The sequence below is a fragment of the Mesorhizobium sp. WSM4815 genome, assembly GCF_055811575.1.
This window is the reverse complement of record NZ_JBVVQS010000078.1, coordinates 1-18,070: the sequence shown is the minus strand read 5'-3', so window position 1 is coordinate 18,070 and position 18,070 is coordinate 1. Positions and strand designations below refer to the sequence as shown.

Genomic DNA, 18,070 nt, shown 5'->3' with positions numbered 1-18,070 from the left:
GGTGCCCGCTTTACCACTTTGGAGTCGCGGGCAATGGCAGGGTTTCCGGAAAAGGCGAAGGTCGTCATCGTCGGGCTGGGCGGTATTGTCGGCGCATCGGTCGCCCATCACCTGATCGAGCGCGGATGGGATGACATCGTCGGCATCGACAAGTCAGGGATTCCGACCGATATCGGCTCGACAGCGCATGCTTCCGACTTCTGCTACACCACCAGCCATGATTTCCTGTCCTGCTGGACGACGCTCTACTCCATCGATTTTTATGAAAAGATGGGTCACTACGCCCGTATCGGCGGCCTCGAGGTTGCCCGCGTCGGCGATGACGATCGCATGGCGGAGATCAAGCGCAAGATCGCCTCGGCAAAGGCTTTCGGAACGCGTGCCCGGCTGATCGAGCCGGCCGAGATCAAGCAGAAATTCCCGCTGATCGAAGAAGAGATGGTGCAGGGCGGCCTGTGGGATCCCGATGCCGGTCTCGTCATCCCGCGCTCGCAAACGGTCGCCGGCAAGCTGGTCGACCAGGCGGAAGCCTCCGGAAAACTTAAATCCTTCGCCAACACGCCGGCCCGGTCGCTTGTCGTCGAGAACGGTCGCATCAAGGGCGTGGTGACCGATCGCGGCACCATCGAAGCCGACTACGTCATCGTTTGCGCAGGTATCTGGGGCCGGTTGATCGCGGAAATGGTCGGCGAGGACCTGCCGGTCATGCCGATCGACCATCCGCTCACCTTCTTCGGGCCCTATACCGAGTTCGCCGGCACCGGCAAGGAGATCGGCTGGCCGCTGCTGCGTGACCAAGGCAACTCGGCCTACATGCGCGACACCGGCGATCCCAAGACCGCCGAAGGCGGACAGATCGAGTGGGGCTACTACGAAGAGACCAATCCGCGCCTTTGCCATCCGCGCGACCTCCTGGAGAAAGACCAGGCCCGTCTATCGCCCTCGCAGCGCGACCTCGACATGGAACAGATCCTGGCGCCGCTCGAGCGCGCCATGGAATTGACGCCGATCCTGGGCGAACTGGGCTACAATGAGAGCCATTCCTTTAACGGGCTTCTGCAGGTGACGGCAGACGGCGGCCCCTCCATGGGCGAGAGCCAGAAGGTGCGGGGCCTCTGGTATGCCGTCGCGATCTGGGTCAAGGACGGCCCCGGCATGGGCAAGCTCATCGCCGACTGGATGACGGACGGGAGGACGTCGATCGACCACCACGCCATCGACTATTCGCGCTTCTATCCGCACCAAACGCAAGAGCAGTTCATCTGGGACCGCTGCACCGAAACGGCGATGAAGGTCTACAATCCGGCCGTCCATCCGCGCGAGCCATTCTCCAAGGCTCGCGACGTGCGCCGCTCGCCCTTCTGGGAGCGCGAGAAGGAACTCGGCGGCTATTTCATGGAACTCGGCGGCTGGGAGCGCGCCCACGGCTATGCCGCCAACGAGCACCTGCTCGAGAAATACGGCAACCGGGTGCCGGTGCGCGAAAACGAGTGGGACAACCGCCATTTCTGGCGCGTCTCCAATGCCGAGCATCTCGCCATGAGCGAGGATTGCGGCATCGTCAACCTGTCGCATTTCGCGATGTACGACGTGGAAGGCCCTGATCATGTCGCGCTGATGGAGTGGCTGTGCGCGGCCAGGATCGGCGGCGACGGCAATATCGGCAAAGGCATCTACACCCATTTCCTCGACGACGAGGGCATGGTGCGCGCCGACCTGACCGTCATCCGGATGGCCGACCGCTGCCGCGTCATAGACGGCGCCGATGCCGGCCCGCGCGACTTCCACTACATGCGGCGGACGGCAGAAGACAAAGGGTTCGATGTCGCCATCACCGACGTGACCGAGAAATACGTGACCGTCGGCATCTGGGGTCCGAACGCGCGCTCGACCTTGCAGAAGGTCGTCGAGGACCCGGATGGCCTGACGCCGGAGAACTTTGCCTTTGCGGCGATCAAGCCTGTCAGGATCGCCGGCAAGGACGTGACCGCTTTCCGGATCTCGTATGTCGGCGAGCAGGGCTGGGAACTGCACATGCGCTACGAAGACGGCCTGGCCGTATGGGATGCTTTGCGTTCGACCGGCGTGATGGCTTTTGGCGTCGAGACCTATGCCAACAGCCGCCGCATGGAGAAGAGCCTGCGCCTGCAGAATGCGGATCTTTTGACCGAGTACAATCTGCTGGAGGCCGATCTTGCCCGCCCGAAGGTCAAGGAGGCCGATTTCAGCGGCAAGGCAAAGCATCTGGACTATCGCGCCCGTGCGCATCAGCCGGTTATGCTCTGCACGCTTGTCATGACGGATAATGTCGATTCCAGGGGCGTGGCCCGCTATCCCGTCGGCACGATGCCGGTGATGGACCCGCAAACGGGTGAAACGCTGGTCGACGAACTCGGCCGCCGATCGTTTACGACCTCGGTCGCCTACGGCCCGACCATCGGCAAGAACATCGCGCTTGCCTATCTGCCGTGGGCGTATTGCCAGGAGGGCCGCAAGCTGGATGTCGAATATTTCGGCGAGACATACCCGGTCGAAGTGGCCGCCGTCGGCTACAGGCCGCTTTACGACCCGGACAACCTCAAGCCACGCAGCTGAGCCTCCCACAATAGAGGGTGAGAGGCGGACTCGCAAAATGTGAGCGCAAGGACTTAAGGCGCGTCACGTTGTGTGGGGAGTCATGCGCAGCGCGTTAAGTTCTCGTTTTTATGCAAGTCGTTGCCCAAACCCGCTGCGCACCCTTGGTTCAAGCCCGAGGGCATGCTTTTGGACGACATGCATTAGCCCGGCGCTGGGCTTTTCGCTTTGTGGCGTGACGATTTTCGCTTACCTTGCGGCATGTCTGCTTTTCCCCGCGCAGGACATCTCCTCTCAGGCGCCGCCGCGCTGGTGCTGATGCTCGTCCAGGCGCCGGACTCCCGCGCTGCCGAACCCGTCGACGTCGAACTGGTGTTGGCGGTCGACGTTTCGCTGTCGATGTCGCCGGCCGAACTCGAAATCCAGCGTCGCGGCTATGTCGCGGCGCTGACGCATGACACGGTCCTGCAGGCCATCGCCGACGGCGCCTACGGCAAGATTGCCGTCACCTATGTCGAATGGGCCGGCACGACATGGCAGCACATCATCGTGCCGTGGACGGTGATCGCCAATCGTGCCGACGCCGAGCGGGTGGTCGAGCAACTCTCCGCCCATGCGCCCAACAGCGCGCGGCGCACCTCGATTTCCGGTGCCTTGCAATTCAGCAGCGATCTCTTCGCCGAAAGCGGCTTTCAAGGCGTCAAGCGAGTCATCGACATTTCAGGCGATGGCCCCAACAATCAAGGTGCTCCCGTCGACATCATCCGTGACGAACTGGTCAGGCAAGGCATCACCATCAACGGCCTGCCGCTGATGACGCGGGGCGGCTTCACCAGCGTCTACGACGTCAACTATCTCGACCGCTATTACACCGACTGCGTCATCGGCGGGCCCGGGGCGTTCATGATCCCCGTCAATGAGTGGACGCAGTTTCCCGAAGCGATCCGCCGCAAGCTGGTGCTTGAGCTTGCCGGACCTGCCTCACCGCAATGGACGGCGGAAGAAGCGGCGCATCCGCCAGTGGTGCTGGCGCAGGACAAGCCGGCCACCGATTGCCAGGTCGGCGAGAAAATGTGGCGCGACCGAAGCTGGATGTTCGATACCCGCTAGACTTCAATCGGCCATCCGCCAGACCAGAGATACGCGTGCAAAATATTGCCTTGTCTTGTCTAGTCTACGCGACCAGCAACTGCTTGCGATCGACGCGCTCCTGCTGCGGCGAGCGCGCATAGAGCTCGCGATAGCATTTGGAGAAATGCGAGGCGGAGACGAAGCCGCAAGCGACCGCCACTTCGACCACCGGCAGCGATGATTGGATCAGCAAGTGCCGGGCCCGGTCGAGGCGGATCTCCAGATAGTAGCGGGCAGGGGATCGTCCCATCTCGGTGCGGAACAGGCGCTCGATCTGCCGGCGTGACAGGTCGACATGGTCGGCGATCTCGATCAACGACAGTGGCTCGGACAGGTTTGCTTCCATCAGTTCGATGATGGTCAGCACCTTGGAGTTCTGCACGCCAAGGCGTGCGCGCAGCGGCAGGCGCTGGCGATCGGTCGGGCTGCGCACGCGGTCAGTCAAGACCTGCTCGCAGACCCGGTTAACCAGATTGTCGTCGAAATCGTCGCCGATCAGCTTCAGCATCATATCGAGCGCCGCGGTGCCGCCGGCGCAGGTGTAGATGTTCTGGTCGATCTCGAAGAGGTCGGCAAAGACATTGGCCTTCGGGAACGCTTCGGAAAAGCCCGGCAGGTTCTCCCAATGAATGGCGCAGCGCTTGTTGGACAGCAGGCCGGCGGCGGCCAGTATATGAGCGCCAGTGCACAAGCCGCCGATGGCGACGCCGCGATTGTATTCCTCGCGCAGCCAGGCGAAGGCCGATTTGTTCTGGTAGCGCTCGACATTGATGCCGCTGCAAACGACCGCCATGTTCGGCCGTTCGGAGCCGGACATCTTCTTGCGTTCGTCCTCCAGCGAGGTGTCGACGGCGCATTCGACGCCGTTCGAGGCGCGCACCGGCTTGCCGTCGATGCTGGCGAGCCGCCAGCGGTAGGCTTCGTAGCCGAGCATCCGGTTGGCCGAGCGCAACGGATCGAGCGCCGTTGCAAAGGCGATCATGGTGAAATCGGGGACCAGGAAGAATACAAACGATCGCCTGATCGGATGATTTACGACGTTCACAGGGTAACCCTCACGCTGCAATGGCGCGAACAGGATGTCGCGATCAGCATAGCGACATCAGGAAAAACTTTTCCTGTCAATCGGCTAGGCGGCAACGGAAAGACTTTATTTGCGACATGGGTCGCAAATGGGCAATCGCTATGCGATGACGGACCCGACATGCTGCCGGATTAAGCATTTGCCGCATGTGGTCGGGGCATGACCAAGCACGCCGCCTCGGCAAACCGAAGCGGCGTTGTGATCAAACTTCGAAGCAGCAGCAGCAGCAGCGAGCGCTGCTTGCGAGCTTGCAGATCAGGCGACGAAGCCGAGGCGCGCAGCGGCCACGGCGCCGGTCTGGCCCGGCATGGTGTTGGCAAGGCGCTGGCGCTCGAGCGCGGTCGTCAGGCTCATTTCACGGCGAGCAAAAAGGCGGGCAAAAAGCTTCATCATCATCTCCATTCGGTTGCTCAGACGGGTCGCCTTCGCGTGATGGAGTGGGGCAGCTCGTTGGCTGGCGCTGATATAGGCTTACGTGAAGGGAAACTAAATCGCAAAAGCGAAGCACTTGATAGGAAAAGCGACACGGAATGCGACGTATTTGGGCGTTCCGCCAGATTTATGATCACTTACAAGGCGTTAGTTCAAAATTTGAGCTGCTATGCGGCCTGTTCATAGGCACCATGCAACGACGGCATGGCTCGGAAAATGGCTGCAAATAAAACGGCCTGCCGGACATGGTCTGTGCGCCAGGCCTTCAGCTTTGAATACACACGATCTATTTTGCTCCGCCAGCCCAGGATCCAACGCCGTGGCGAGTGCCGGTCTTGGTGTCGGCGGCTTCAGGCCAACCGATATCCTTCTGCAGTTCGATCGGCAGAGAGCGGATGGCGCGTTCGGTCTGGTAGCGGGCGCGGGCCGCGCTGAATTCGGTCGCGATGCGGCCGATGGATGACAGGATGGACATTTTAACTCTCCTTAGGGTTGGGCCGGGTGCCGGTGCTCGGCGGACCAAGCGCTACATCCGGTTTGTTTCGGCTTCATTTTCGTGTCGATTGCAGATCAGTGTCATCGTCGTCTGCCTTCGATGGAGTTGACTATCCTCCCAAAGTGATGTTCAATCAAACGAAATGGAATGATAGTTTGCATCAGAAAAATTGAAGGTCGATCCCGATGAACGCCCCACTCAATCATCCGTTGCCGTTGCTCGATCTCGACGTCTTGCGCACCTTCGTGGCGATCGCCGAGACCGGCAGTTTCACCACCGCTGCCAGTGCCGTCTTCCGCACGCCGTCGGCCGTCTCCATGCAGATCAAGAAGCTTGAGGACATTCTCGGCCGCTCGGTGTTTGCGCGCGACGCGCGCTCGGTGACGCTGACCACGGATGGCGAGATGCTGCTCGGCTACGCCCGCCGGCTGTTGTCGATCAACCGCGAGGTGGTGTCGAAGTTCATCATCCCCGACATTGTCGGGGTGGTGCGGCTCGGCTCGCCTGATGACTATGGCGAGCGCGTGCTGCCGCATGTGCTGAAGCGTTTTGCACAGTCGCATCCTTCGATCGCCGTCGACGTGACCATCGACCAGAGCGTCAATCTGCGTCGGCGCATGGACGACCGGGCGCTCGACATCACGCTTCTCACCAATTCATACAAGACCAGCGCGCTCGGCGCCGAAGTGCTGCTCACCGAACCGATCGTCTGGGCCGGCGCCAAGGGCGGCTGCGCGCATCTGCGCGAACCGCTGCCGGTGTCATTGTGGGAAGAGGGCTGCGCCTGGCGGGCCGGGGCGCTCGAGGCGCTTGGGCGTGAGGGCCGCAACTATCGCGTCGCCTATATGAGTGCGCACACCGCCGGCCAGCGCGCCGCAATCATGTCCGACCTCGCGGTGGCGCCGCTGCCGAAATCGTTCCTCGGCAGCGACATGGTCGAGCTTTGCCCGAAGGACGGCATGCCCGATATCGGCACCTACAATCTGGCCATGGTCGTGGCGCCGGACGCCAGCGCGCCAGTGAAAGCCGTTGCCGATCACATCCGCGCGACCTTCGAAGTGTTCAAAGAAACCGGAAAGTTTTGATTCAGGACTTCGACGGCGTAGACAGGTTGTGAGTGGGGACTTCACGACCTGTCCTTTGCAGTGCCAATTCGCCGGCCTTGGCATGATAGCTTTCGGTGTCGCTGGCTAAAAACGTCACGATGCTGTCCCGCGCGCGCCGCGCTTCTGGCATGTCGATCAGCGGCCAAGCATGGAACATGCCTTGCTCGTGCACAACCTCTATCGCGACACCGGCGGCACGGGCCTTTTGCGCGAAGATCAGATTGTCGGGGGTCAGCATGTCGCGCGAACCGGTCAAAAGCAGCGTTTTCGGCAACACCGAGAGGTCACCGTAAAGCGGACTGATGCGCCAGTCGCTGGGATCTATGCCGGCACTGTAGAGCCGGACTGCCTCCAGCCCGCCAGGAATTCCCAGCCACGGATCGTAGCGTTCCGCCTCGAACACTTCGGGGTTGGCGAGCGACAGATCGAGCCCGGGCGAAATCAGCACATGGCGCGACGGCAATGGCAGGTCGGCTTCCGCGGCCATCATGGTCAGCACCACGGCCATGTTGCCGCCGGCGGAATCGCCAATGAAGACGATGTCCTGCGCTTCCGTTTCGTCGAGCATCTGACGGTAGACCTCGCCGACCATGCCGAACATGGCGTGGAAATCGTGTTCGGGAGCAATGGGGTAGATCGGCACGGTGATGCCGAAGCCCAGCCGGTCGGCCATATCGGCGATCAGTCCCCAGTGATAAGACGTGATTTGAAAGACATAGGCGCCGCCATGCAGGTAGAGGATCCGCTTTCGCTCGCCGGTCTTCGGCGCGATCTCGTACACGGGAAAGCCGTCCACGCTGCGCGTCGCGATCTCGAAACGCTGATGCAGCGATGCGGGCGGCTGATGGTTCTCCGTCTTGCGGGCGTAGGCGATCCAGCGCTGCAGGTTTTCCGGGCTGGAAAAGGCTTTCTTGCGGCTATACCTGAGCACGAAGGAAACGACGTGGCTTTTGATACTGGGCATGCGGACACACGGACTTCGGCTGAGCCGACTAAGAGAACCCCTCGCAATCGAAGATCGTGCCTTCGCCCAGAATGTCAAGATTTGCGCGGTCTCAACACGGCCCTGTGATCTGGCTGGCAATCAAGGCCAGCGCAGCATCGCTCAGCGCCTGGGCAGCAGTACGGCGCGCAGCCGACGGTCGCTTGCTGCCGGAGCCGGATGACGGTTCCGGCGCTTGGCCAGCAGCTTGCATTTGTCGGCGAAGGTCATCAGCGCGCCGAACCCAAAAGCAGGGCCGAGAAGGTGACCTGCGGGTCGTTGCGCGGCGACACGGGCCAGCCGATATCCTTCTGAATTTCGGGCGGCAGGCTGTTCATGGCCCGGACCGATCTGTTCCTGTTATGCGCATGCTTGATGGCCGTACCAAAGCGGCCGAGGCTTTCGAACATCGACATCTTCATCTCCCTTGGAGTGCTGCGGCGGCTGAAAGTTATTTCCTGCCTGCCGTTCGATGCCGGTTAAATGCGCCGCGTGTGTATCGGGTGAATTTCGCGAAAACAGCGCCTTGTTTCTGTTTGGGCTGATCCGGAAACATATGCATGCAAATGAGAATGAGGGTGAGTGCAGCTTTTAGCAGCGGGATGCTACCCCCGGCCGCGCCGGGCGGCGTGGCCTTCGCGCGAACGACGCCGTGGGGCGGCATCGCCGGCAATGCCGTCCTCGCTCACGGTCTTGCGCGGCGGCAGCTTCACCGCCGCCGATAGTTTTGGGAACGGGTCGATCTTGTTCGGCAGCGCCATGGCATAGACGAAATGCTCCTGGAATCTCGGCTCCAGCGCGGTCTCGATCTTCTCGATCCGGCTCACCGTTTCCTCGATCTCGCGGCGATAGCCGCGATTGAGCAGCGCCATGCGCGCACCGGCACCGGCGGCGTTGCCGACGGCCGAGACCTTGTCGAGATCGCAGTCGGGGATCAGTCCCAGCACCATGGCGTATTTCGGATCGATGAAGGAGCCGAAGGCGCCGGCGAAGTGGATGCGGTCGACATGATCGGTGTGCTGCTTTTCCATCAACAGCTTGGTGCCGGCATAGAGTGCTGCCTTGGCGAGCTGGATGGCGCGCACGTCGGTCTGTGTGATGGTGATCCTCGGCTCACCCTCCTTCAGCACGTAGGAGAAGGTGCGGCCATTGGCGGTGACGCGCGGCGAGCGGGCGCAGAGCCCACCGTCGACGACGCCGTCCTCGGAGATGATGCCGGCCAGGTACATCTCGGCGACCACCTCGATGATGCCGGAGCCGCAGATGCCGGTGACGCCGGTTGCCTGGACGCTGTCGAGGAAGCCGGGCTCGTCGGACCACAGTTCCGAGCCGATGACGCGGTATTTCGGCTCCAGCGTGTCGGGATCGATGCGGACGCGCTCGATGGCGCCGGGCGCAGCGCGCTGGCCGCCGGAGATTTCCGCGCCCTCGAAGGCCGGACCGGTGGGCGAGGAGGCCGCCACGACCCGCTGGCGATTGCCGAGCACGATCTCGGCATTGGTGCCGACATCGACGATCAGCATCATCTCGTCCTGGCGGTGCGGGCCTTCCGACAGCGTCACCGCAGCCGCGTCGGCGCCGACATGGCCGGCGATGCAAGGCAGCATGTAGAGCCTAGCGCCCTGGTTGAGCTTCAGGCCGATATCCGACGCCTTGATGTGCACGGCGCCCGAGACAGCCAGCGCGAAGGGCGCGCCGCCGAGTTCGGTCGGGTCGATGCCGAGGAACAGATGGTGCATGATCGGATTGCCGACGAAGACGCAATCCAGGATGTCGTTGCGCTGGACGTTGCCTTCCGCGCAAACCTTGTCGACGAGACCCGAGATCGCCTCGCGCACCGCGACCGTCATGCCTTCGCGGCCGTCCGGGTTCATCATCACATAGGAAACGCGGCTCATCAGATCCTCGCCGAAGCGGATCTGCGGGTTCGACGTGCCTGACGAGGCGGCGACGCGGCCCGACAGCAGCGACACCAGATGCATGGCGATGGTGGTCGAGCCGATATCGCAGGCAAGCCCGTAGGCCTCGTTCTTGAGGCCGGGCCACAACGAGATGACCCGCGCGGTCTCGCTGTCGGCATCCTTGTGGATGGCGGCGGTCGCGGTCCAGTTGCCTTTGCGCAGGATGACTTGCACCTGCGGCAGCAGATGGAAATCGAAATCGAGGCTGTTGAGCCCCCAGTCCTTCATCAGCGCGATCTTCAGGCGATCGAGATCGCCTGATGGATTGTGCATGTCGGGCTCTTCGATCTCGACATAGCACATGTGGATTGCCGAATCGCGGGCAATGACCCTGGTGTCGGCATCCTTGCGAATGGTCTGGGCGTTGATGACCGTGTCCTGCGGCACATCCACGACGAGATCGCCGAGGATCTGCGCCGAGCAGGACAGGCGGCGCCGTTCGGGAAGGCCGCGCACGCGTTCGTAGCGTTCCTCCTTGGCGCCCTTGGGCGAGATGTGGTCGTTGGAAGAGACGATCTTGTGCTTGGCGAAATTGCCTTCCTGCACCTCGACCTGGCAGCGCCCGCAGGTGGCGCGTCCACCGCACACGCTCTCGACATAGACGCCGAGCTGGCGTGCGGCATCGAGCACCGGCGTGCCGACCGGAAACCGCCCGCGCTTGCCGGACGGCATGAACAGCACGAGTGGATCGGTGATGTTGGCAGGAGAGTTCACGATTGCGCGCTTATCCTCGGGCCATACGGGCTTCACGACCCCCGCGCCGGCGACCGCCATTGCCATTACCTTCGCCCGGCGCATTGACTTGCGTAGGCGCCGCGATCGCCTGGCCGCCTTCGGCCGGCTTGTAGTCCTTGTAGGTCCTGATCCAGTTGGTGCAGTTCTCGTCGGTGCCGTTCAGCACATTGGCGCCGCGCACCGCTTCCATCTCTTGCGGACGCACCGGGTTCATGATCGCCGAGGTCATGCCGGCGCCGATCACCATCGGGATGAAGGCAGCATTGATGCCGTGGCGGTGCGGCAGGCCGAACGAGATGTTTGACAGGCCGCAAGTGGTGTTTACCTTGAGCTCTTCACGCAGCCGGCGCAGCAGGGCAAAGACCTGGCGGCCGGCGTCGCCGAGCGCGCCGATCGGCATGACCAGCGGGTCGACGACCACGTCATGCGCCGGAATGCCGAAATCGGCGCAGCGTTCGACGATCTTCTTGGCGACGGCGAAGCGCACATCCGGATCCATCGAAATGCCTGTCTCGTCGTTGGAGATGGCAACCACCGGGACATTGTATTTCTTGACCAGCGGCAGGATGGCTTCGAGCTTTTCTTCCTCGCCGGTGACGGAGTTGACCAGCGGCCGGCCCTTGGCGACCCTGAGCGCCGCCTCGATCGCCGCGGTCACCGAACTGTCGATCGACAGCGGCAGGTCGACCAGCCCCTGCACGATCTCCAGCGTCTGCACCAGCAGGCCGGGTTCGGTCTCGTTCGGGTTGACCGAGGTGACGCCGGCATTGACGTCGAGCATGGTCGCACCGCAGGCGGCCTGTTCCAGCGCGTCCCTGATGACGGTATCGAAATTGCCTGCGATCATCTCGGCCGCGAGCTTCTTGCGCCCGGTTGGATTGATGCGCTCACCGATCACGCAGAAGGGCTGGTCGAAGCCGATGATGATTTCTCGTGTCGCCGAGGCGACGATCGTCCGGGTCATGCAATCTCTCCCTCGTGATATAAAGACTTCTTTATATCGTTTCTGTTTTCGATCAAGCGAATGGTGGCGTCCGCGCCATCAATGCGCGGTCTTGACCATGTCGACCTGCGTTTCGGTGATCTCGTCGTGCAAAATGTGGTCGAGCCGGTCGGCGACGAGCTGATCGTCGCGGCGGATTTCGCGTTTCCAGGGCTGGCGCCCCTTCAGCACGCCCGATTCATCGACGATCTCGGCGACATATTCCTCCTGGCGATAGGCCATCACATGGACGCCGCAGACGCCGGGAATTTCTTTCACCTCGTTGATGATATCGATGCAGAGCTGCTTGCCTTCCTTCTTCTGGTCCTGGGCGCCTTCCAGCCGCTTGACGATCGAATCGGGGATATGAATGCCCGGGACGTTAGAGCGGATCCATTTGGCGGTCTTGGCCGAGGCCAGCGGTCCGACCCCGCACAGGATGAAGCATTTTTCCGTAAAACCGAGATCGCGGACCTGCTGCATGTAGGTGCGGAACATCGGCACGTCGAAGCAGTACTGGCTCTGCACGAATTGCGCGCCGGCGGCGATTTTCTTGCCCAGCCGGTAGGGGCGGAAATCGATCGGCGGCGCGAAAGGGTTGATCGCCGCGCCGAGGAAAAGCTGCGGCGGCGTCGTCAGCTTGCGGCCGGAGAGGAACTTGCCGTTGTCGCGCATGATGCGGCAGGTTTCCAGCAGTGACATGCAGTCGAGATCGAATACCGGCTTGGCGCCTGGCTGGTCGCCGGCCTGCACGCCGTCGCCGGTCAGGCACAGCATGTTGGCGACGCCCATCGCCGCCCCGCCCAGCACGTCGCCCTGGATGGCGATGCGGTTCCTGTCGCGGCAGGCGATCTGCATGATCGGGGCATAACCCATGCGGGTCAGCAACGCACAGATGCCGACCGACGACATGTGGCAGTTGGCGCCCGAGGCGTCGACGGCGTTGATGGCGTCGACCCAGCCGTCGAAGATTTTGGCGCGGTTGTAGACGTCTTCCGGATCGGCGCTGTCCGGCGGGTTGAGCTCGGTGGTCACCGCGAATTCGCCGCGCCTCAGGACGCGCTCCAGCCGGCCGCGCGAGGTGTGGCCGGGCAGGGGGTCGAGCGGCAGATGGATGCCGGCCGGGTTCTCGTCGGGCTGGCGGCCGATCATGCCGGTGCCCCAGGTTTTGGAACGTTGCGCGCGGCTTCGCGGGCGGCGGCGGCCTGTGCGGTCACCCGCAGCCATGCCGAGGTCTCGCGCAGCGACTGGTCGACCGGCTTCTGCACGTCGAGGATCTTGTCGCCATGCACCATATTGCGTGAACCTTCCCAGGCTTTGACCCAGACGCACGGCATATCAGGCTCGACCTCGCAATTGCCGTTGGCGCGCACACCGCCGCAAGGGCCGTTGCGCAATTGCTTGGGGCAATTCATCGGGCACGACATGCCGGTAGAAGAAAGGACGCACTGGCCGCACATGCGGCAGTCGAACATAAAACCCTTGACGCGTTTTTCGACGAATTTGATCGGACCTTCGACGCGGCCGTAACCGATGCGCTTCCACAGCGGATGGAGGAGCAAAAACATGTCGGAGAACCTGGCGTAGAACCATTCGAGCAGTCGCGAGTGGCGGACGGACCACAGCCTGACAGCGAAGGAGCGCTGCACGCGCCGCTGCGGCGACACGTCGGCCGGCTTGTAGTCGGATTTCGGCGCTGCCTTCTTGACCAGAGTGGCCTGGGTAATCGCCGGGGTCGTTTCAGACATCTTCTTTTCCGCCCGCCTTGACCAGAGCGACCAGCCGCTCGCGGTCGTATTTCGCGTCGATGTCCTGAAAGGCTTTTTCCGCCTCGCCTTCAAGATCGTCGCTGACCGGCATGGGGTCGGCCTTGCGCCATTCGGCAAGGTAGTCGTCGGTGCCGCCGGCGCCGGTGCGCATCGCGCACATGTCGATCGCCTCGGTAAAGCGCAGCGGCAGTTCGCGCTTGGCGTTCTGCCGGCCCTTCTTGACGATGACCTGGGCGGGGATGTCGCGCCAGTAGACGACGATCAGATCGGCCATGAATTTCTTACTCCTCGCGCATGACCCCGAAAATCGGCATCGATTTTGGAAAGGATCATGCGCCGACTCAAAGTGCTACAGCGTCCTTTGCGCGTCCAATGGGACGCGCGGCGCTGTAGTGAGTGCGAGCATTGCCGGAAGCGCTGTCGGGCTGCTTGTTATGGGACGACGCGCGCGCATTCAAAAGCGACGCAATTGGCAGCCGCAACGGAAACGCGAAAATATTCGATGCTTGGCCTGGTTTTGATCAGCCGGCGCGACGATCGAAGCTGCCGACAAGCTTCCTGTGGAAGCGGACATAGCCTCGCTCGGTCGTGCGCAGATGTTCGGCGACAATTTGGTGGAAACGCGGCAGGCGGTGAAAGGGAACGGCCGGATAAGAATGGTGCTCGGAGTGGTAAGGCATGTTCCACGCCACGAAGCGTACCAGCCTTGTGGTAAAGGTGGTGCGGGTGTTTTCGAGCATGTTGGCGACATGCGGGCAGAGCGCGTGCTCGGCCAACAGATAGGCCCGCAAGAAGGGCTGGCCGACGAGCACCGGCACGATCCACACCCACAGCAGAAGCGCCGACTGCACGGCCAGCGAGGCCGCCAGCAGCACTGCATAGACGAACAGGAACCAACGCGCTTGCGAAATCACCTTGTCGCGGCCTTTTTCCGGCACGAAGCCGTCGCGGTTGCGGCCGGCGGCGTTGACAACGATCACGCGCGCCATGCCGCTCCAATAGGGGATTCCGGAGAGATAGCGCACGTACTGGCCGATGGTCTCCGGTTTCGGAGCCATCAGTTCGGGGTCGTTGTCCGGATCGTGCGTGTGGCGATGGTGCGCGAAATGGAAATAACGGAACCATGCCGGCGGCAGCAGGATCAGGAAACCGGTCACGGCGGCGATGGCGCGATTGAGCCACGGCGTCCTGAAGGCCGTTTCGTGGATCGTCTCGTGCAACAGCGTGAAGGAAAAGACGATCAGGATCCCCTGCGGCAGCACGAGAACCGGCCAGAACGGGATGCGGGCGGCGATCAGCGCACCCAGCACGACAACCAGCCCGCCGTGAACGGCCAGCCGGACAATGCCAGGCCTGTCCAGTTTGGCGGTGAGGTCGCGACGATCATGGACCGAAAGGCTGGCGATGATGGTGCGGTGGTCGATTTCGCTCATAACGGCGCAAGCTTATCGCCAGGGCGCTGTCCGGTAAATCGGCGCTCGTTGCCAGACGCCGGTTTTTGCGCCGGTCCAGAGATGGAACCAGATCGTCGGATGGTACCATTGTTTCCAAGGCAGGCCGCGGCGCGGCGCCCGCAAAGACATAGTGCTAGTGCGTGGGTTTAGACCGTCGGGTTAACCCTGATGATCGGCCTCTGGACAGCGGGCTCAGCGCTTGAATTCAAGGATGTCGAGCTTCGATTCGTAATAGGGGGCCGGGAATTCGATGCGCCATTCGTTGGCGCTGTTGCGAAAGGCATAGCCGACCTGGTCGCCTTGCGGGCCGCTGCCATAGGGTTTTGCGGGATCGTTGTTGACAAAGATGGAGCCGAGATAGATCGCGCGCTTTTCGCCGTCGTCGAAGAAGCGGCCCTTGGTACGCTGCGAACCGGTGAGTTTTTCCAGTATCCAGCCCGAACCATCGTCGCTCACCTTGCACTTGAACCAGCCATAGATGACGAGCGGGCTCAGCCCGCCGGCCTTGATGGTGCGGCATTGCCAGTTGCCGGTCAGGTCCTTGCCGGAAAACGCGACCAGCGGCTTTGCCAGCAAGGCGTCGAGTTGCTTGACCTCGGCGGCTTCGCCGGCCCTGGCTTCATCAAGGGCTGCCTTGCGCGTCTCGTCATATTTGTCGAGCCGCACCTTGTCGGCGGGCGTGATCAGCTTCTGCACCTCGCCTTCGGCGAGCGCGGGCAGGGCGAAGCAGAAAACGCCTGCGGCAATCAAGAGGCGTGCGATCATCGGTGCGTTTCCTGGTCGAAAGCTGGAACAGCCTGTTTTCTCGTTTGGCATACAACTTACCCGTTCGCGGCGGCCTGTCATCCGTGCTTAACAGCAGTCAGCTTAAAACTCGTGGTTTCACCGATGCGGATCTTGCTTACGGGGTCGTCAGGCTGGCTGGGCAGCGCGCTCGCGCTGCGCCTGCGGGCGCTTGGCCATGACGTCATCGGGCTGGATCCGGTCCCGTCGGCGCCAACGCAGGTGATCGGCTCGGTCGCCGACCGTGATCTGGTGATGCGGACGGTCGGGGAAAACCGCATCGAGGCGATCGTCCACAGCGGCGCACTGCACAAGCCTGATATCGAACACCACCGCAATGAGGATTTCATCGAGACGAATGTGCGCGGCACGCTCAACCTGCTCGACGCGGCGGTGTTATCGGGCGTTCAGCGCTTCGTCTTCACGTCGACGACCTCGCTGATGATCTCGAAAGCCATACGCGCCGGCCTCACCGGCGGTGCGCGCAAGGCCGCCTGGCTGACGGAAGACATGTCGCCCGAGCCGCGCAACATCTACGGCGTAACCAAGCTCTCGGCCGAACATCTTTGCCGCCTCTATCACATCCAGTCCGGACTGCCGGCGATCGTGCTGCGCACCGCCCGGTTCTTTCCCGAAGCAGACGACATGGCGCATGCGATCGACCAGTCGGACGCCAACACCAAGGCCAATGAGCTGTTGTTCCGTCGTCTGACCGTGGAAGATGCCGCCGAGGCCCATGTCGCGGCGCTGGAGAAGGCTCCACAGCTAGGCTTCGACGTCTTCATCATCTCGGCGCCAACGCCGTTCCGGCCTGATGATTGCGAGGCATTGATCGCTGACGCGCCGCCAGTCGTGGCGCGTTATTTTCCGGAGTTTCCGGCGCTTTATGCGCGAAAAGGCTGGACGATGTTTTCCTCGATCGACCGTGTCTACGACGCGTCGCGGGCGCGGGACAGGCTGGGCTTCGTCTGCAAGACGAGCTTTGCCGCTGTGCTCGCCGCGCTTGCAGCGGAAGAAGACCGCGCCTGATCGAACGTCAGCCGTGTGCCGCGGCGCTGGCCAGCTCCGTCGTCAGGTCGCCATAGCCGGTGGAACGGCGCTCATAGGCGAGGCCGAGCATTTTCGCGGCTTTCTCGGCGACCTTGTCGAGTTCCGGATCGTCGGTCTGGGCGATATAGACTAGCTTCTCGTAATTGCCGAAATAGTCCTTGATCAGCTCCGGATGCCTGTCGAGGCCGAGCGGCTTCATGAAGAAGGCATCGAACTGCCGGCACAGGAAATCGGTCATGTAGAACGACATCATGTCGTCGTCGGCGATTTTCGCATAGGCTTCCATGCCCTGGTAGAAGGCAAAGCAATGCGGACCGGCCATGCGCTCGACGCCATGCTTCTCGCAGACGCGGTCGAGCAGGCCGCCGGTGCCGCAATCGGCATAGCCGACGAAAATATTGGTGTAGCCGTCCGCCTTGGCCTTCTCGATTGCCTTGTCCATGGCAGGCGCGATGCGGTCCGGGTAGAAATGGAACTCCGCCGGCAGGCAGGTCAGGTCGAGATGGTCGAGCCCCAGCTGCTCCTTAACGGCCAGAACTTCGCGCGCAATCATCCCGCAGGCGATGACAAGCAGCCTGTCACCTTGATCGGGTTGTAGTTTTCGCGCAATGCTCATGGAACCAGTCTAACCGATTTTCGTTGCTGTCCCACGAATCTATCTGTTGAGGGAGATACCATTCATGAAACCGCTACGCATTGCGCCGATCGCCATCCTCGCTTGCGCCCTGGCTCTTTCGGCCTGCGCCAACACCGTCCGCGGCGTCGGCAGGGATGTCAAATCGACAGCCAACGCGGTCGAGGATACGGTCCAAAATCCCTGATCCCGCGGATATCAACAAGGCGCATCGCTATCGAGAAAGTTCAAGCGATGCGCGTTAAGTCATTGTAACATCTGGGAACAACAAAGTCGCGTTGCAAGGCTTGGCTCGGTCTGTTGTCCATGCGCGTTGGCGGAGATGAGGCCGAAGCGCAGGCTTGGGTGTCCACCTCTCCGCAATTCCCTATCGTCACGGCAGGCACAAAAAGTTGACTTTTCGAATGCGGGACATGCCGGTAGTCTTTCCCTGTACCTCAACAACGAAGCTAGGAGCATAGAATGAAGACCGCTCTCTTGGTTGTCGCCGCTCTGGGCCTTTCGGTATCCGGCGCCGCAGCGGAATGTGTCGGCCACAACAAAACGACGGCTTCCGTAGATCAGCAGACCAAAGCTGCAAGCGTAGATCAGCAAACCACAGTCGCAAGCGTCGCGAATACAACCGCCGACACGCCGATCCTGAAAAAGGAAGAGGCGAAAGAGTCTGAATAGGCGATTCGATCCGCTGCGCGGATCGCTGTTGCTTGTTGAAGTCTTGACATGCCGGCGCTACGCGGCGCCTCGTCTGCAAGAGCATAAGTACGGGCTCCGTACTTATGTTCTTGTGTTCTCCTCGTCAGCTCAGGCCGAAGCGCGGACGTTGTGCTTGCGCTTCATAAAATCCTTGGCGGTTTCGACTGCCACGGCCGCGTCGCGGCAATAGGCGTCGGCGCCGAC

Annotated in this window: 19 protein-coding genes and 1 pseudogene; 6 read left to right on the top strand and 14 right to left on the bottom strand. The window is 62.0% G+C overall.

Annotated elements, in window-relative coordinates; all coding sequences use genetic code 11:
* The first annotated feature begins 33 nt into the window (after positions 1–33).
* On the top strand, positions 34–2,595 hold the full coding sequence (locus AC0L2B_RS05125; protein ID WP_473515910.1) for a GcvT family protein: 2,562 nt from the start codon (positions 34–36) through the stop codon (positions 2,593–2,595).
* A gap of 240 nt (positions 2,596–2,835) precedes the next feature.
* Positions 2,836–3,684, top strand: a complete 849-nt coding sequence (locus AC0L2B_RS05120) for a DUF1194 domain-containing protein (protein WP_473515909.1) — start codon at positions 2,836–2,838, stop codon at positions 3,682–3,684.
* 64 nt (positions 3,685–3,748) lie between these two features.
* On the opposite strand, the gene AC0L2B_RS05115 is transcribed toward AC0L2B_RS05120, so the two are convergent.
* The 3 genes from AC0L2B_RS05115 to AC0L2B_RS05105 all read right to left on the bottom strand — a co-directional run bounded on the left by AC0L2B_RS05115 (position 3,749) and on the right by AC0L2B_RS05105 (position 5,696).
* Positions 3,749–4,750, bottom strand: coding sequence for a GlxA family transcriptional regulator (locus tag AC0L2B_RS05115; protein ID WP_128246512.1), 1,002 nt, complete (start codon positions 4,748–4,750; stop codon positions 3,749–3,751).
* 294 nt (positions 4,751–5,044) lie between these two features.
* On the bottom strand, positions 5,045–5,191 hold the full coding sequence (locus AC0L2B_RS05110; RefSeq protein WP_198032808.1) for a hypothetical protein: 147 nt from the start codon (positions 5,189–5,191) through the stop codon (positions 5,045–5,047).
* Between the two features lie 316 nt (positions 5,192–5,507).
* Complete coding sequence (locus AC0L2B_RS05105) at positions 5,508–5,696, bottom strand: hypothetical protein (protein WP_077383673.1); 189 nt, start codon at positions 5,694–5,696, stop codon at positions 5,508–5,510.
* Positions 5,697–5,902: 206 nt separating this feature from the next.
* Between AC0L2B_RS05105 and AC0L2B_RS05100 the strand changes: the two genes are divergently transcribed.
* The gene (locus AC0L2B_RS05100) at positions 5,903–6,802 is read left to right on the top strand and encodes a LysR substrate-binding domain-containing protein (RefSeq protein ID WP_023798923.1); all 900 of its coding nucleotides are present in this window, start codon (positions 5,903–5,905) and stop codon (positions 6,800–6,802) included.
* A 1-nt stretch (position 6,803) separates the two neighbouring features.
* Here the strand turns inward: AC0L2B_RS05100 and AC0L2B_RS05095 are convergent, their stop codons facing one another.
* The 9 genes from AC0L2B_RS05095 to AC0L2B_RS05055 form a co-directional block, all read right to left on the bottom strand.
* Entirely contained in the window at positions 6,804–7,787 is a 984-nt protein-coding gene (locus AC0L2B_RS05095; RefSeq protein ID WP_023798924.1) for an alpha/beta hydrolase, read from the bottom strand.
* A 248-nt stretch (positions 7,788–8,035) separates the two neighbouring features.
* The gene (locus AC0L2B_RS05090) at positions 8,036–8,215 is read right to left on the bottom strand and encodes a hypothetical protein (protein WP_473744463.1); all 180 of its coding nucleotides are present in this window, start codon (positions 8,213–8,215) and stop codon (positions 8,036–8,038) included.
* A 195-nt stretch (positions 8,216–8,410) separates the two neighbouring features.
* The gene (locus AC0L2B_RS05085; protein ID WP_128167262.1) at positions 8,411–10,540 is read right to left on the bottom strand and encodes an ASKHA domain-containing protein; all 2,130 of its coding nucleotides are present in this window, start codon (positions 10,538–10,540) and stop codon (positions 8,411–8,413) included.
* Complete coding sequence (locus AC0L2B_RS05080) at positions 10,491–11,465, bottom strand: methyltetrahydrofolate cobalamin methyltransferase (protein ID WP_023798928.1); 975 nt, start codon at positions 11,463–11,465, stop codon at positions 10,491–10,493. The genes AC0L2B_RS05085 and AC0L2B_RS05080 overlap by 50 nt, the downstream gene beginning before the upstream one ends.
* 78 nt (positions 11,466–11,543) lie before the next feature.
* Positions 11,544–12,635 (bottom strand): methylenetetrahydrofolate reductase, encoded by a 1,092-nt coding sequence (locus tag AC0L2B_RS05075; protein ID WP_027154501.1) that lies wholly within the window; start codon positions 12,633–12,635, stop codon positions 11,544–11,546.
* On the bottom strand, positions 12,632–13,231 hold the full coding sequence (locus AC0L2B_RS05070) for a methylenetetrahydrofolate reductase C-terminal domain-containing protein (RefSeq protein WP_027154500.1): 600 nt from the start codon (positions 13,229–13,231) through the stop codon (positions 12,632–12,634). Before AC0L2B_RS05070 ends, AC0L2B_RS05075 begins: the two co-directional genes overlap by 4 nt.
* Positions 13,224–13,526: a virulence factor gene (locus tag AC0L2B_RS05065; RefSeq protein WP_128173850.1), complete on the bottom strand. Its 303-nt coding sequence runs from the start codon at positions 13,524–13,526 to the stop codon at positions 13,224–13,226. Before AC0L2B_RS05065 ends, AC0L2B_RS05070 begins: the two co-directional genes overlap by 8 nt.
* Positions 13,527–13,773: 247 nt before the next feature.
* Entirely contained in the window at positions 13,774–14,685 is a 912-nt protein-coding gene (locus tag AC0L2B_RS05060; RefSeq protein WP_473744462.1) for a fatty acid desaturase, read from the bottom strand.
* 213 nt (positions 14,686–14,898) lie between these two features.
* Entirely contained in the window at positions 14,899–15,471 is a 573-nt protein-coding gene (locus AC0L2B_RS05055; protein WP_473522028.1) for a DUF4893 domain-containing protein, read from the bottom strand.
* A gap of 123 nt (positions 15,472–15,594) precedes the next feature.
* Here AC0L2B_RS05055 and AC0L2B_RS05050 point away from each other — a divergent pair, with 123 nt between their 5' ends.
* The gene (locus AC0L2B_RS05050; protein WP_473744461.1) at positions 15,595–16,518 is read left to right on the top strand and encodes an NAD-dependent epimerase/dehydratase family protein; all 924 of its coding nucleotides are present in this window, start codon (positions 15,595–15,597) and stop codon (positions 16,516–16,518) included.
* A gap of 7 nt (positions 16,519–16,525) precedes the next feature.
* On the opposite strand, the gene AC0L2B_RS05045 is transcribed toward AC0L2B_RS05050, so the two are convergent.
* On the bottom strand, positions 16,526–17,155 hold the full coding sequence (locus AC0L2B_RS05045) for a DUF1638 domain-containing protein (RefSeq protein ID WP_027154496.1): 630 nt from the start codon (positions 17,153–17,155) through the stop codon (positions 16,526–16,528).
* Between the two features lie 64 nt (positions 17,156–17,219).
* Between AC0L2B_RS05045 and AC0L2B_RS05040 the strand changes: the two genes are divergently transcribed.
* Positions 17,220–17,360, top strand: coding sequence for an entericidin A/B family lipoprotein (locus AC0L2B_RS05040; RefSeq protein WP_036263015.1), 141 nt, complete (start codon positions 17,220–17,222; stop codon positions 17,358–17,360).
* Between the two features lie 275 nt (positions 17,361–17,635).
* Positions 17,636–17,845 (top strand): hypothetical protein, encoded by a 210-nt coding sequence (locus tag AC0L2B_RS05035; protein ID WP_287285310.1) that lies wholly within the window; start codon positions 17,636–17,638, stop codon positions 17,843–17,845.
* A gap of 129 nt (positions 17,846–17,974) precedes the next feature.
* Here AC0L2B_RS05035 and AC0L2B_RS05030 read toward each other — a convergent pair.
* Positions 17,975–18,070, bottom strand: a pseudogene (locus tag AC0L2B_RS05030) (cobalamin-binding protein); the annotation flags it as partial.